At 37.8% G+C, this 14,064-nt stretch carries 13 protein-coding genes; 11 read left to right on the top strand and 2 right to left on the bottom strand.

Features of this window, described 5'->3' with window-relative positions:
* The 8 genes from MHI47_RS05675 (at nucleotide 1) to hprK (ending at nucleotide 9,889) form a co-directional block, all read left to right on the top strand.
* On the top strand, nucleotides 1-1,281 hold the full coding sequence (locus MHI47_RS05675; protein WP_340768695.1) for a dihydroorotase: 1,281 nt from the start codon (nucleotides 1-3) through the stop codon (nucleotides 1,279-1,281).
* Nucleotides 1,278-2,378: a carbamoyl phosphate synthase small subunit gene (locus MHI47_RS05680; protein WP_340768696.1), complete on the top strand. Its 1,101-nt coding sequence runs from the start codon at nucleotides 1,278-1,280 to the stop codon at nucleotides 2,376-2,378. Before MHI47_RS05675 ends, MHI47_RS05680 begins: the two co-directional genes overlap by 4 nt.
* Nucleotides 2,371-5,568, top strand: a complete 3,198-nt coding sequence (gene carB, locus MHI47_RS05685; RefSeq protein ID WP_340829979.1) for a carbamoyl-phosphate synthase large subunit — start codon at nucleotides 2,371-2,373, stop codon at nucleotides 5,566-5,568. Before MHI47_RS05680 ends, carB begins: the two co-directional genes overlap by 8 nt.
* Nucleotides 5,565-6,341 carry a dihydroorotate dehydrogenase electron transfer subunit gene (locus MHI47_RS05690; protein ID WP_340761883.1) on the top strand — a complete coding sequence of 259 codons (777 nt, stop codon included), beginning with the start codon at nucleotides 5,565-5,567 and terminating at the stop codon, nucleotides 6,339-6,341. The genes carB and MHI47_RS05690 overlap by 4 nt, the downstream gene beginning before the upstream one ends.
* Complete coding sequence (locus MHI47_RS05695; RefSeq protein ID WP_340829981.1) at nucleotides 6,338-7,255, top strand: dihydroorotate dehydrogenase; 918 nt, start codon at nucleotides 6,338-6,340, stop codon at nucleotides 7,253-7,255. The genes MHI47_RS05690 and MHI47_RS05695 overlap by 4 nt, the downstream gene beginning before the upstream one ends.
* Nucleotides 7,249-7,959, top strand: coding sequence for an orotidine-5'-phosphate decarboxylase (gene pyrF / locus MHI47_RS05700; protein WP_340829984.1), 711 nt, complete (start codon nucleotides 7,249-7,251; stop codon nucleotides 7,957-7,959). Before MHI47_RS05695 ends, pyrF begins: the two co-directional genes overlap by 7 nt.
* A complete protein-coding gene (gene pyrE, locus MHI47_RS05705; RefSeq protein WP_340829985.1) occupies nucleotides 7,956-8,588 on the top strand; it encodes an orotate phosphoribosyltransferase in 633 nt (210 codons plus the stop codon). Before pyrF ends, pyrE begins: the two co-directional genes overlap by 4 nt.
* 377 nt (nucleotides 8,589-8,965) lie before the next feature.
* Entirely contained in the window at nucleotides 8,966-9,889 is a 924-nt protein-coding gene (gene hprK / locus MHI47_RS05710; protein WP_340761887.1) for an HPr(Ser) kinase/phosphatase, read from the top strand.
* Between the two features lie 141 nt (nucleotides 9,890-10,030).
* On the opposite strand, the gene MHI47_RS05715 is transcribed toward hprK, so the two are convergent.
* Both MHI47_RS05715 and MHI47_RS05720 read right to left on the bottom strand, forming a co-directional pair.
* Complete coding sequence (locus MHI47_RS05715) at nucleotides 10,031-10,828, bottom strand: hypothetical protein (RefSeq protein WP_340829987.1); 798 nt, start codon at nucleotides 10,826-10,828, stop codon at nucleotides 10,031-10,033.
* Nucleotides 10,829-10,982: 154 nt separating this feature from the next.
* Nucleotides 10,983-11,255, bottom strand: a complete 273-nt coding sequence (locus MHI47_RS05720) for an alpha/beta-type small acid-soluble spore protein (RefSeq protein WP_340829989.1) — start codon at nucleotides 11,253-11,255, stop codon at nucleotides 10,983-10,985.
* A gap of 259 nt (nucleotides 11,256-11,514) precedes the next feature.
* Here MHI47_RS05720 and MHI47_RS05725 point away from each other — a divergent pair, with 259 nt between their 5' ends.
* From MHI47_RS05725 to MHI47_RS05735, 3 genes are all read left to right on the top strand, one after another.
* The gene (locus MHI47_RS05725; protein WP_093535256.1) at nucleotides 11,515-12,417 is read left to right on the top strand and encodes a LysR family transcriptional regulator; all 903 of its coding nucleotides are present in this window, start codon (nucleotides 11,515-11,517) and stop codon (nucleotides 12,415-12,417) included.
* Nucleotides 12,418-12,516: 99 nt separating this feature from the next.
* On the top strand, nucleotides 12,517-13,353 hold the full coding sequence (locus tag MHI47_RS05730) for a YitT family protein (RefSeq protein ID WP_093535254.1): 837 nt from the start codon (nucleotides 12,517-12,519) through the stop codon (nucleotides 13,351-13,353).
* Nucleotides 13,354-13,655: 302 nt separating this feature from the next.
* Nucleotides 13,656-14,009 (top strand): hypothetical protein, encoded by a 354-nt coding sequence (locus MHI47_RS05735; RefSeq protein WP_340829990.1) that lies wholly within the window; start codon nucleotides 13,656-13,658, stop codon nucleotides 14,007-14,009.
* Nucleotides 14,010-14,064: the final 55 nt, after the last annotated feature.

Consider the following 14,064-nt stretch of genomic DNA (forward strand, 5'->3'; position numbering starts at 1 on the left):
ATGACAATAATTATTCAAAACGTTCAAATAGTTAACAATGAAGGGGAATTTGAAACGACTGCTGTTTTAGTTGAAGATGGTAAGATTGCTGCAATCGGAGCCAATGTCACATCAACTGTAGCACAACAAATAGATGGTAAAGGTCTCTTGCTCTCTCCGGGGTTTATTGATGTTCATGTACATTTACGTGAGCCAGGTGGAGAGCAGAAGGAAACGATAGAAACAGGAACAAATGCTGCCGCTAAAGGGGGCTATACAACTATTTGTGCTATGCCAAATACAAGACCAGTGCCTGATACAGCCGAAAACTTCTCACATGTTTTAGATTTAGTAGAGAAAAACGCACTTGTACGTGTCTTGCCATATGGTTCTATTACTATTCGACAAGCAGGTAAAGAAAGAACAGATATTAAATCGTTGAAAAATCTTGGAGCCTTTGCTTTAACGGATGATGGTGTTGGTGTTCAAGCTGCAGGTACAATGCTGGAAGCAATGGAAGAAGCTGCGAAATTTAATATTCCAATTGTTGCGCATTGTGAAGATAACTCGTTAATCTACGGTGGAGTTATGCATAAAGGAAAACGAAGTGAAGAGCTTGGATTGAAGGGGATCCCATCAGTTTCAGAATCCGTACATATTGCGCGTGATATTTTACTCGCAGAAGCAGCAGGGGCTCATTATCATGTATGTCATGTAAGTACAAAAGAATCTGTACGAGTAATACGAGACGCTAAAAAAGCAGGTATTCACGTAACAGCGGAAGTAAGTCCTCATCATTTAATACTTTGTGAGGATGATATTCCATCTGATGAAGCAATTTGGAAAATGAACCCACCACTTAGAGCTAAAGAAGATATGATGGCACTACGAGCGGGGTTAGTAGATGGAACTTTAGATTTTATCGCCACTGATCATGCTCCTCATACAGAAGAAGAAAAATCAAATGGATTTGAAAAAGCGCCGTTCGGAATTGTCGGTTTAGAGACAGCATTCCCATTATTATATACTCACTTCGTAAAACCTGGTGAGTGGACATTACAGCAACTATTGGATTACCTAACTATTAAACCAGCCAAAGTATTCGGATTTGAGTTTGGGAAGCTAGAAGTAGGATCACCAGCGGATTTGGTTTTAATAGACTTAAAAAAAGAACAAAAAATAGATAAAGAAACATTTATATCTAAAGGAAAAAATACACCGTTTAACGGAATTGTTTGTAATGGTTGGCCACAACTGACAATGTATAACGGAGAAATCGTATGGCAGGAGGAACAAATATGAAAACAAGATATTTAATATTAGAAGACGGTACGGTGTTTAAGGGAAATGCATTTGGTAGTGATGCAGGGACAATTGGTGAAGTGATTTTTACAACTGCCATGACAGGCTATCAAGAATCTATATCAGATCCTTCTAACTGTGGACAAATATTGACGTTTACGTATCCAATGGTTGGTAACTACGGTGTAAATCCTGATGATTTTGAAGCTATTAAAATAGGTCTTTCCGGAGTGGTTATAAGAGAGCTTGCGGAACAACCATCAAATTTCAGAAGTACAGGTACTTTGAGTGAATTTTTAAAAGGGAAAAACGTTCCAGCAATTGAAGGAATCGATACGAGAAAGCTTACTCGTATTATTCGTAAGCATGGTTCTCTAAAAGGCAGACTTACAAATGCTGGTGAAGAAGTGAATGTGGATCAAATTGTAAAAGAACTTCTCGCTACGGAAATCCCCAAAAATGTAGTGCAACAAGTTTCTATAACTCGTCCATATCCAAGTCCCGGACGAGGAAAGAGAGTCGTACTTGTGGACTTTGGTATGAAACACGGCATATTAAGAGAGCTAAATAAAAGAGATTGCGATATTATTGTTGTCCCTTATAATACATCAGCAACTGAAATTCTAGGTATGTACCCTGATGGTGTCATGCTATCTAACGGACCTGGAGATCCAACTGATATTCCAGAAGCAATTGAAATGGTCAAAGGAATTATTGGGAAAGTGCCGATTTTCGGAGTATGCCTTGGACATCAACTTATTTCACTTGCAAGTGGCGCTACATCCTTCAAGTTAAAATTTGGACATCGCGGAGGAAATCACCCAGTAAAAGATCTCAGAACTGGAAAAACAGAGTTAACTTCTCAAAACCACGGTTATGCAATTGATGCAGATTCCATCGCACAAACAGATTTAGAAATAACACATATAGCGTTAAATGATGGCACGGTTGAAGGAGTAAGACATACTAAATTCCCGGTATTCTGTGTTCAGTTCCACCCAGAAGGATCATCGGGACCAGAAGATTCAAAACATCTATTTGATGAGTTTATCGAACTAATGAATGCTGAAAGCAAAAAGGAGAGTTCACATGCCTAAACGTAAAGATATAAAAACAATACTAGTAATAGGTTCTGGTCCAATTGTAATCGGCCAAGCAGCGGAATTCGATTATGCGGGTACACAAGCATGTATCTCACTAAGAGAAGAAGGTTATAGTGTTATTTTAGTGAATTCAAATCCTGCAACTATTATGACAGATACAGAAATTGCAGATAAAGTTTATATTGAACCTCTCACGTTACCATTTGTTAGTAAAATCATTCGTAAAGAACGTCCAGATGCCATCTTACCAACACTTGGGGGACAAACTGGACTAAATATGGCAATTGAACTCGATGAGTCCGGCATTTTAGATGAACTAGGAATTGAAATATTAGGTACAAAACTGGAAGCTATTCACAAAGCGGAAGACCGAGATTTATTCCGTACGTTGATGAATGAATTAAATGAACCAGTTCCCGATAGCGATATTATTCATAATCTGGAAGAAGCAAAAGCATTTGTTGAGCGAATTGGTTATCCAGTTATTGTCCGTCCGGCATTTACAATGGGTGGAACTGGCGGGGGTATTTGTTATAACGATAACGATTTAGCTGAAATAGTGACAAGTGGTTTAAAATATAGTCCGGTTACACAGTGTTTACTCGAGAAATCCATTGCTGGATATAAAGAGATAGAATACGAAGTAATGCGTGATTCTGCGGATAATGCAATTGTTGTATGTAATATGGAAAACTTCGACGCTGTTGGGATCCATACTGGGGACTCAATTGTTGTTGCTCCTACACAAACATTGTCAGACCGAGAAAACCAAATGCTTCGAAATGTATCTTTAAAAATTATTCGTGCACTTAAAATTGAGGGTGGATGTAATGTACAGTTAGCACTGGATCCACATAGCTTCAATTACTATATTATTGAAGTGAACCCACGAGTTAGCCGTTCTTCTGCATTGGCATCAAAAGCAACTGGCTATCCAATTGCAAAACTTGCCGCTAAAATTGCTGTTGGTCTTACATTGGATGAGATGATGAATCCAGTTACCCAAAAAACCTACGCTTGTTTCGAGCCAGCATTGGATTATATTGTTGCCAAAATTCCTAGATGGCCATTCGATAAATTTGAATCGGCAAAACGTAATCTAGGAACACAAATGAAAGCTACTGGAGAAGTAATGTCTTTAGGCCGTACATTTGAGGAAGCAATTCTTAAATCAATACGTTCACTGGAAACTGGGCACTTCCATATCGAAATGAAAAATAGTGAATCAATTACAGATGCGTGGATGGAAAAACGCATTCGTCGTGCGGGTGATGAAAGATTATTCTTTATAGGAGAAGCACTCCGCCGTGGAGTATCTGTAGAAACGATACATGAGTGGAGTCAGATCGATCAATTTTTCTTAAACAAGCTTCAAAATATCGTGAAGTACGAACAAGTAATCCAAGCAAATCCTTTCGATCAAGAAGTGTTATATAAAGCAAAACGTATGGGCTTTGCAGATAAAACTATTGCAAAATATTGGCATGTAACTGAATTAGAAGTTTATAAATTTAAAAAAGAAAATGGAATTGTACCAGTTTATAAAATGGTCGATACGTGTGCAGGGGAGTTTGAGTCTGAAACACCTTACTTTTATGGAACATATGAAGAGGAAAATGAATCTATTCGTACGGAAAAGGAAAGTGTGATTGTGTTAGGGTCAGGGCCGATCCGTATTGGTCAAGGGGTTGAGTTTGACTATGCAACTGTACATTCTGTATGGGCGATAAAAGAAGCGGGCTATGAGGCAATTATTATTAATAATAACCCTGAAACAGTTTCAACCGATTTCTCCATTTCAGATAAATTATATTTTGAACCACTCACATTAGAAGATGTTATGCACATCGTAGACTTAGAGCAGCCAAAAGGGGTAGTTGTTCAATTTGGAGGACAAACGGCTATCAACTTAGCTGCTGGGTTGGAAGAAAGAGGAGTGAAAATTTTAGGTACAACGCTAGAGGACATTGATCGTGCAGAAAATCGTAATAAGTTTGAAGCAGCTCTTCATGAAATAGATATTCCACAGCCACTCGGAAAAACTGCTGTGTCTGTAGAAGAAGCAACGACCATTGCCAATGAAATAGGATACCCAGTATTAGTGAGACCTTCATACGTACTTGGTGGGCGTGCCATGCAAATTGTCTACACCGAAGACGAGATTAAACATTATATGGAGAATGCGGTGGAAGCAAGTCCTGAAAAACCAGTTTTGATTGACCGCTACTTAACTGGAACAGAAATAGAAGTAGATGCAATTTGTGATGGTGAAAATGTGTTAATACCAGGAATCATGGAACATATTGAACGTGCAGGAGTCCATTCTGGTGACTCAATTGCTGTGTATCCTCCACAGAAGCTTTCGCAATACCAGATGGATACATTGGTAGATTACACAACAAGACTTGCAAAAGGATTGAAAATTGTTGGATTGATGAATATTCAATATGTTATTTCAAAAGATGAGGTTTATGTTATTGAAGTAAATCCACGTTCAAGTCGTACTGTACCATTCTTAAGTAAAATCACATCAATTCCGATGGCGAATATCGCAACAAAAGCGATTTTAAGTCAATCAATTATAGAACAAGGTTATACACCAGGACTTGCTCCAACTAGCCCAGGTGTATATGTAAAAGTACCAGTGTTCAGTTTTGCGAAACTTCGTCGTGTAGACATTACACTCGGACCTGAGATGAAATCTACTGGTGAAGTAATGGGCAAAGATATCACGCTTGAAAAAGCATTATACAAAGGTTTAGTAGCAGCGGGTATGGAAATTAAAGATCATGGCACAGTGCTAATGACTATCTCAGATAAAGATAAAGCAGAAGGCATCGAAATTGCGAAAAGATTCTATGCAATAGGATTCCGCATTATGGCTACTCAAGGTACTGCTGAAGCAATTAAAAATGTTGGGATTCCAGTAGATATCGTTGATAAAATAGGTTCAAAAGGAACTACTTTACTAGATGTAATTCAAAAAGGGGAAGCACAATTTATCATTAATACGTTAACAAAAGGAATGCAGCCAGAACGTGATGGATTCCGTATTCGTAGAGAATCCGTAGAAAATGGCATCCCTTGTTTAACTTCATTAGATACTGCAGAAGCAATGCTGCGTGTCATTGAGTCAATGACATTCTCAACTGAAACGATGAAACATCAGGAGGTAAAGGCATGATTAGACAAGAACAAATGCAAGTCGTAAAACAAAGTGCTATTGCGACGAACATTTTTGAACTCACATTGACTGGACAGTTAGTACTGGATATGAAACAACCAGGTCAATTTGTCCATCTAAGAGTGTCTGATCAAATGGAACCTTTGCTAAGAAGACCAATAAGTATTTCATCTATAAATGAAAAAACTTTAGAATTTACAATGATATATCGCGCAGAAGGCAGAGGGACTACACTTCTTTCTGAAAAGAAACCAGGGGACCAAGTGGATGTACTTGGACCCCTTGGAAATGGTTTTCCAATTGATAAAGTAGAAGTGGGTCAGAAGGCTTTGCTAATAGGTGGCGGAATTGGTGTGCCACCTCTATTTGAACTATCTAAAAGGCTTGTGGAAAAAGGTGTAAAGCCTATTCATGTATTAGGATTTCAGTCGGAAGATGTTGTTTTTTATGAAAAACAATTTCAAGAACTTGGAGAAACTTATATTGTGACAGTGGACGGTAGCCATGGCTCTACTGGATTCGTAACAAATGTGTTAGAAAAGCTAGAAGATGATTTTGCAGTTTACTATAGCTGTGGGCCAACACCGATGCTAGCTGCTCTAGAAAAACTATACCCAGAAAAAGAAGGTTATTTATCTTTTGAACAACGTATGGGTTGTGGAATAGGGGCATGTTTTGCTTGTGTTTGCGATACAACAGAAAAAATAGAGGCTGATTATGTGAAGGTTTGTTCAGATGGTCCAGTGTTCCCGTCAGGAGTTGTTCGAGTATGAATAGATTAGCTACCCTTTTACCAGGTCTTTCTTTGAAAAATCCAATCATGCCAGCTTCTGGTTGCTTTGGGTTTGGTAAAGAATATGCGAAGTTATATGATTTATCGCAATTAGGTGCCATTATGATAAAGGCCACAACTCCTGAAACAAGATTAGGTAACCCTACACCACGTGTGGCAGAAACGCCGTCAGGAATGTTAAATGCAATTGGCCTGCAAAATCCAGGCCTAAAGAAAGTATTAGAAAATGAACTGACTTGGCTCGAACAATACGAAGTGCCAATTATAGCAAATGTTGCAGGCTATACTACAGAAGATTATGTCACGGTAGCAGAGGCAATCTCTCAAGCACCAAATGTTCATGCGCTTGAGCTAAATATTTCTTGTCCAAATGTGAAGCAAGGGGGAATTACATTTGGAACAGATCCTCTTATTGCTGAGGAGTTAACAAAAGCGGTGACAGCTGTTTCCTCTGTCCCTGTATATGTGAAGCTATCTCCAAATGTAACGGATATTGGAGAAATTGCAAAAGCGGTAGAAGCAGGCGGAGCTGATGGTATTACGATGATTAATACATTATTAGGATTGCGCTTAGACACTAAAACTGGTCGTCCAGTAATTGCAAATGTCACTGGTGGTCTTTCCGGTCCAGCTATTAAGCCAGTAGCACTTCGTATGGTTTATGATGTAGCCCAAAAAGTGTCTATCCCTATTATTGGAATGGGTGGTATTACTAACATTGATGATGTCGTGGATTTCTTATCGGCAGGAGCAAGTGCGGTTGCGATAGGGACAGCAAACTTTGTTGATCCATTCATTTGTCCTAATTTAATCGAACAGCTTCCAGCAAAATTAGATGAACTAGGATTTAACACCGTAACAGATTTAGTTGGAAGGAGTCATCGACTATGTTAAACAGTCCAATTATTGCATTAGACTTTGCCTCTGCAGAAGATGCATACCAATTTCTCACTCCATTTGAGCAGTCATTATTTGTAAAAGTAGGGATGGAATTATATTTACAAGAAGGGCCTTCTATTGTGTATCAACTAAAAGAGATGGGTCATGATGTTTTTCTTGATTTGAAGCTACATGATATTCCAAATACAGTAGGGCATGCGATGAAAGGTCTCGCTCGTTTAGGAGCAGATTTGGTGAATGTGCATGCGGCAGGTGGAGTAGCAATGATGATTGCAGCACGTGAAGGATTAGATGCTGGCACCACTGCTGGTAGTAAAAGACCTTCTATTATTGCTGTAACGCAACTAACTTCCACTTCTGAATTGCAAATGCAGCAAGAACAGCTGGTACAAACAACGATAGACGCATCAGTTGTTCATTATGCAGAGCTAGCTAAAACAGCAGCGCTAGATGGAGTCGTATGCTCCGTTTTAGAAGCCAAGAAAATTGCATCTGTCTGTGGTGAAGAATTTTTACGTGTTACTCCTGGTATTCGTTTAGCAGAAGGAGAAGCGCATGATCAGGTACGTGTTGCAACTCCAGCGAATGCTCGAATCCTTGGTTCTTCTCATATTGTGGTAGGTCGTGCAATAACAAAAGCGAATGACCCAATACAAGCATATGAAACTATTTTAAAAATGTGGGAGGAAAATGCATGAGCTTAGAAAACAAAATTGCCAAGGCACTTCTGGAAGTTGGTGCAGTTGCATTAAAACCGAACGATCCATTCACATGGGCTTCTGGTATTAAATCTCCAATATATTGTGATAACCGTATTACGATGTCATCACCAGCTATTCGAAAAGAAATTGCTCAGGGATTAGCAGAAGCCATCGACAAAAACTTCCCAGGAACTGAAGCAGTAGCTGGTACGGCAACTGCGGGGATTCCCCATGCTGCTTGGGTGAGTGATGTACTGGAACTTCCGATGATGTATGTCCGTTCAAAAGCAAAGGAACATGGTCGTGGCAATCAAATTGAAGGTAAAGTAGTCGCAGGACAAAAAGTAGTAGTCATTGAAGATCTAATCTCGACAGGTGGAAGCAGTCTAGTGGCAGTAGAAGCACTTCAAAAAGAGGGTCTAGAAGTACTAGGTGTTGTTTGTATTTTTACTTATGGACTACTAAAAGCAGATCAAGCATTTGAAGAAGCAGGGATTTCGTTCGTCAGTTTAACAAATTACGATGCTTTAACAACTGCTGCAAAAGAAGCAAGAATAATTAATCAAGAAGATATTCCTATGCTTGCTAAATGGCATAGTGATTTAAAAAGTGGACTACTACAATAGACTAAGTTGTAAACGATCTCTCTACAAAAGAGGGATCGTTTTTTATAGACAATTTTAACTTGAAACTAATTCTATTCTTACTCGTATATTTAGAAGGCTTTTTGTTAAGAGGAATTATGGGGAATTCAAAAGTTATTCATGAGTATACTGAAAAAAGGATAGAGCTATTTTGGTGGATTTTTTATCTGGTTGTTTTAACAGTAGGCTTTATTATTGGCTAAACATTAATAGTTTTTCCGATATATTTGCTTATTCAATTCGGGTCACCTTGTCTTATTTTTCCTCTTATACTTTGCTTGAATGAAACGAAATGAATAGTTATGCACTTATTTTTGTTATATGATGAGTTAATGATATGGAGAGAGCGAGTGTAATCGATGAAAATTTTAACAGTGATGGACCTTGTGAATAGATTTTCTCTAGAAGTTTTATCTGGTCACAATCAATTCCAGCGGGTAGTAAAGAAAACAAAAGTTCGACGTCCAGGCTTGGAGTTTATGGACAAGTTCGATTTTATAGCAACGGAACATATTCAAATCCTAGGGAAAAATGAAATAAATTATTTACACACACTCCAGATTGAAGAGTGTAAGTTACGTATAGGTAACATTATTCAATACGATCCACCTTGTATAATAATTACCTCCAACCAGGCCGAGCCTCCCGGTCTAATACAATATTGTGTAGAAAATGATATCCCACTATTGCGCACTCCTGATTCTACAAGCGCAGTAAGTGCAAAACTAGATGCATTTGTTGTAAAAGCGATGGCTCCAGAGATTTCAATTCATGGTGTTTGTGTGAATGTATCTGGTATGGGCATTTTGTTGCGGGGGAAATCTGGTGTCGGTAAAAGTGAAACAGCACATACACTAATAGGGCGTGGCCATAGGCTAGTAGCAGATGATATCGTTGTGTTAAAAAAGCTAAGTCCACAGACTCTTTTAGGTTCCCATAATGAGAAAAATAAAGAATTTTTGGCGCTACGAAGTATTGGTTTGTTGAATGTAGTCCGCCTATATGGCCGCACTGCATTTCAAGAGGAAACTCGAATCGCATTAGATATTGAGTTAACTAAATGGGAAAGCAATACATTAAATAATGAATTAGAATTAGAAACAAAATTTATAGATTATATGGGTGTTCAAATACCGCATATGCAAATCCAATTACAACCTGGCCGTGATGTTGCGGGACTTATTGAGGCGGCGGCAAATAATTGGTATTTAAAACAGCAAGGGTATAGTGCTGCAGAAGAGTTTGTAAAGCGATTAGAGGAAGATTTTGAAGAGGAAGGTTAATATTAATTGTTGGTTACATCATATTAGCAATAGGACTGTAATACTTGGTGGGATAACTAAAAACGTGCTATGTAGTCACTCGAAGTTTTCGACTGGTACTAAGCACGTTTTCAGTTTGAAGAAAGTATAGTCAAATATTGCTTATTGTAGAATGTTTGGTGTAGTTGAATTCTTATGACTTGATTTCGATACTTCTACTATGATGGATGAGTCTATATTCGAATTGTTAGATTTTCCGTTTGTATCAGTGTTTGCTTTTGCGGGAGCAGCTTGCTTATCATTAGTACTAGAAGCTGATTTTGAGTTGTTTCCACTTGATGTAGCATTTTTCTTACTAGTTCCCTCACTAGTTCCGGAAGCTTGTTTTTGCTCATTTTTAGTACCTGATGATTGTTGTGAACTTGCCATATTCGTTACTTCTTTGACTGCTTGACTTAACTGAGGGGCAATAGTTTGAGCGAGGTTACCGATTGATGATGAATTGCTCCCCATATTACTTTGGTCAGCCGAATTGCTAGTCTGATTTCCTCCTGCGTTCTGTGAGCCAGAAGTATTTTGAGACGAATTAGCATTTGTTAGTTTTTGTGCAAGACTTCCAACCATTTGCATGATCCCACCATGCTGGTTGTCAGTATTCCCACCTGATGCATATTGTCCTGTTTGAGTTCCATTAGCCATCTGGTTACTGGAATTGGCTTGTGCACCTGATTTAGCATTTTCATTTGCTAAATTATCCATCACCGTACCAATCGCTTTCGTCGGACAAAACTTTGTTGCTCCTTCAGCAGCTTTCATAGAACCAAAAAGGACGAGCATCTTCCCGCTTCTGCTTTTAGGTTCATGTAAAAGTCGTACAGTTCCATAAGTGGTCATTATTGAACCTAACATGAACCGAAAAAAAGCAGTTCCTGGACTAAGGTTTTGTTGGTTAAATGCCATTTGTCATGACCTCCTCTTTTCATTTTTTATTTCTCGGGAAATACTTTAATGTCAAAAAACAGATAATTAATTTAATCTTATCTGTTTCAGCATTATAATCCCCCCATCTACAGGTTTTATGCTATTGAATTGTTTTCCTTATCGATAGATGGAATTATCTTTTCATCATTTGATCTTGCGCCATTCTAACCATTTCTTTCACCATACTCCCACCAATTGGTCCACCAATTTTGCCTGCTTGTGCTGAAGTAAGTTTACCGTTATATCCATTATTTAAGGGAATACTTAACTCTTCTGCAACTTCGTATTTTACATCGTCCGGATTATTGCTTTTTAGCTTATAACCTTGCTCCTTCATAACTCGCAACTTTAATTTATCTAACTCCTCACGTGCAGAAGGTACTAGTATTTTATTTTTTTGCGGCATTTTGTTTCACTCCTTTTTGGTAGTCTTTCCGCAAAAGGAAAGCTTATTCTTTTAAAGATAATGCCCGATGCATAAAGAATTATATATAAATAACTAGGAATTCACTTTACCCTAATATTTTAAATGATTTTAATTAATATAATTAATTTCATTAATATTGAAAAAGATACTATAATATCATTTGGCGGTAAAAATTATCGCCATTCAAATAGGATTCCTATACAATATGAGGAATATTATTCGTATGGGGGAATTGACTATGGAACTTCGCAATCTAAAGACCTTTTTAGTTGTAGCTGAATGTGGAGGATTTACTCGAGCTGGTGAGCAGTTGGGATACACACAGTCGACAGTTACAAATCATGTAAGGGCATTGGAGGAAGCTGTTGGAAATCGCCTTTTTGACCGGCTAGGAAAAACAGTTGTTCTAACAGATGCAGGGAACCATTTAGCATCGTATGCAAAGGAAATATTACATCTTTATCAGGAAGCGGTCGATTCTTCCCGATTAAATACAGAGCCTTCCGGTACAGTATTGATCGGAGCAAATGAATCTTTAATGGTATATAGACTGCCAACTATTTTATATGAATTCAAAAGGCTGTATCCAAAAGTCCAACTTATATTACAACCTTCCGAAAGTCAGGAGCTTAATAATGAGTTGAAATCTGGGAAATTTGACTTGGCTTTATTTACAAATCCTGAAAAATTAGGACCTGACATTGTTACGAATGATTTAGTAAGAGAGACGTTGGTAATGATTGCACCTGCAGGACATCGATTATGTGGTAAAGCGATGATAACTCCAAACGACTTGGAAGATGAAGTATTACTTTTAACAGAGACCGGAAGCTATCGCGATTTGCTAGAAAGATGGATTAAAGAGGAGGGTGTTGGTTGTTCACGAATAGCTTTTTGGAATATCGAAGCTATTAAACAATCAGTGAAGTGTGGATTAGGTCTTTCCTATCTCCCTTTGATGACGGTGAGAGAAGAACTAGAACGAGGCAGCTTAGTTGCTTTACCTTGGGTGCACAGTGATGAATTTGTGACTACTCAACTAGCGTATCACAAAGATAAATGGCTTACCCCAGCAATGAATAAATTAATAGAAATAATCGAGAAGCACGCAAAGAAATGGGAGTCGGAAGACCGACAGTAAACTACATAGAGTGACACCTCCATCCGTGGAGGATTACAGCCTGTAAAAAGGGATAGAGTAGAATTTTTGTCTGGTTATTCGTAGGAGGATATACATAATATGGCACAACAACGTATGAAAGAAATATTGTTAATCATTATTGGATCATTGTTATTCGCAGTTGGGATTAACTATTTTGCAATTCCGTACAGATTATCCGAAGGCGGGGTAATTGGGGTAACGGTAATTACCTATTATCTATTTGAATGGTCACCAGGGGTTGTCAACCTGATGATTAATGCGGTCCTTTTGGCTATTGGTTATAAATTTTTTGACAAAAAGACAATGATATATACAGTAATTGGAATTGTTTTTTCTTCTTTGTTTCTGTTTCTAACAGAAGATGTAGGTCATCAATTGAATGGCGATACATTGCTAGCTGCTCTTTTCTCTGGTGTGTTTGTAGGTCTTGGTCTGGGTTTAATGTTCAGAGCAGGCGGAACTTCCGGAGGATCAGCCATTTTAGCTCGTTTAGCCAATCAGTATTTAGGATGGAGTCTAGGAAAAGGTGTTTTAGTTATTGATATTATTGTTATTGCGGGATCTGTATTTATCATTGGACAGGAAAAAGCAATGTACACGCTTGTTGCCGTATTTTTAGGTTCAAAAGTGATTGACTATGTAATTGAAGGATTAAATAGTCGAACTGCAGTGACAATTATCTCTGAACATTCGGAAGAGATTCGCCAATTTATAGTGTCCAATATGTCGCGTGGTGTAACAATTCTAGAAGGTCGAGGCGGGTACAGTCAAAATCAAAAAGAAGTTCTCTATATTGTTATAAACCAACCTGAACTAGTACAGCTGAAGCAAACTGTCAGTAGCGTAGATAAAAATGCGTTCGTTGTTGTTCACGAAGTCCGCGATGTATTAGGTAGTAGTTTTAGTGTCAATTAAAATAAAAGAAGATTTGGGTTAATAATTTGAAAGGCCACTTGATGTTAACGCATCAAGTGGTCTTTCCCATTGGTATTGATATTTCCCAAATAATGTTTGGAATGAACAAGTAAAGACTAAATTATTTATGTCTTGGTTAAGCTTGTATTGAGTCTCTTATGGTTGTTAGAAAGGTTGAAAATTAAAAGTCTTACTCTATAGGAAGTGTATTATCCGCTTATATTATGAATATGGTATGTAAAGACTATTTTGGCTTTAGTAAACAAAAATATTTTCCTTATTTTCGGAAAGAGGTGTTCAAGATGAGTTTTAAGATTGCAATCTTAGTATGTTTAACTCTAATGGGTCTCATTGCTATCATAACTTACTATTTAGGGAAAAAGGTATCAACGAACTTATTCAAATATATCCCTGTTTTTGCTTTGGGTTTTGGTTCAATCTTTTTTTACACTAGGCTAAAATTTATATCGTACCCAAATTCCTTCGAGAGCATTTTCGATAAAGTAGCTATTTTTTGTCTTTTAGTCGTGTTCACTATCGCATTGTTAGAAGCAGTCATCATAGAGATTGTAGCTAATACAGAATTATTTCGAAAAGGTTTTCTAGTTACGCGAAAAAGATTGAAATTATTAACTATAAAAAAAGAACAGGTCTGACAGAAGTAAAGATTTACTTCCAACAGACCTTTCTTTTAGCTTTTTTAGGTTAACA

Source organism: Psychrobacillus sp. FSL H8-0487 (genome assembly GCF_038008385.1).
Classification (GTDB): Bacteria; Bacillota; Bacilli; order Bacillales_A; family Planococcaceae; genus Psychrobacillus; species Psychrobacillus psychrotolerans.

Coding starts and splice junctions, on each gene's coding strand:
- MHI47_RS05675 (WP_340768695.1), top strand. CDS start 1: ATGACAATAATTATTCAAAACGTTCAAATAGTTAACAATGAAGGGGAA.
- MHI47_RS05680 (WP_340768696.1), top strand. CDS start 1,278: ATGAAAACAAGATATTTAATATTAGAAGACGGTACGGTGTTTAAGGGA.
- carB (WP_340829979.1), top strand. CDS start 2,371: ATGCCTAAACGTAAAGATATAAAAACAATACTAGTAATAGGTTCTGGT.
- MHI47_RS05690 (WP_340761883.1), top strand. CDS start 5,565: ATGATTAGACAAGAACAAATGCAAGTCGTAAAACAAAGTGCTATTGCG.
- MHI47_RS05695 (WP_340829981.1), top strand. CDS start 6,338: ATGAATAGATTAGCTACCCTTTTACCAGGTCTTTCTTTGAAAAATCCA.
- pyrF (WP_340829984.1), top strand. CDS start 7,249: ATGTTAAACAGTCCAATTATTGCATTAGACTTTGCCTCTGCAGAAGAT.
- pyrE (WP_340829985.1), top strand. CDS start 7,956: ATGAGCTTAGAAAACAAAATTGCCAAGGCACTTCTGGAAGTTGGTGCA.
- hprK (WP_340761887.1), top strand. CDS start 8,966: ATGAAAATTTTAACAGTGATGGACCTTGTGAATAGATTTTCTCTAGAA.
- MHI47_RS05715 (WP_340829987.1), bottom strand. CDS start 10,828: ATGGCATTTAACCAACAAAACCTTAGTCCAGGAACTGCTTTTTTTCGG.
- MHI47_RS05720 (WP_340829989.1), bottom strand. CDS start 11,255: ATGCCGCAAAAAAATAAAATACTAGTACCTTCTGCACGTGAGGAGTTA.
- MHI47_RS05725 (WP_093535256.1), top strand. CDS start 11,515: ATGGAACTTCGCAATCTAAAGACCTTTTTAGTTGTAGCTGAATGTGGA.
- MHI47_RS05730 (WP_093535254.1), top strand. CDS start 12,517: ATGGCACAACAACGTATGAAAGAAATATTGTTAATCATTATTGGATCA.
- MHI47_RS05735 (WP_340829990.1), top strand. CDS start 13,656: ATGAGTTTTAAGATTGCAATCTTAGTATGTTTAACTCTAATGGGTCTC.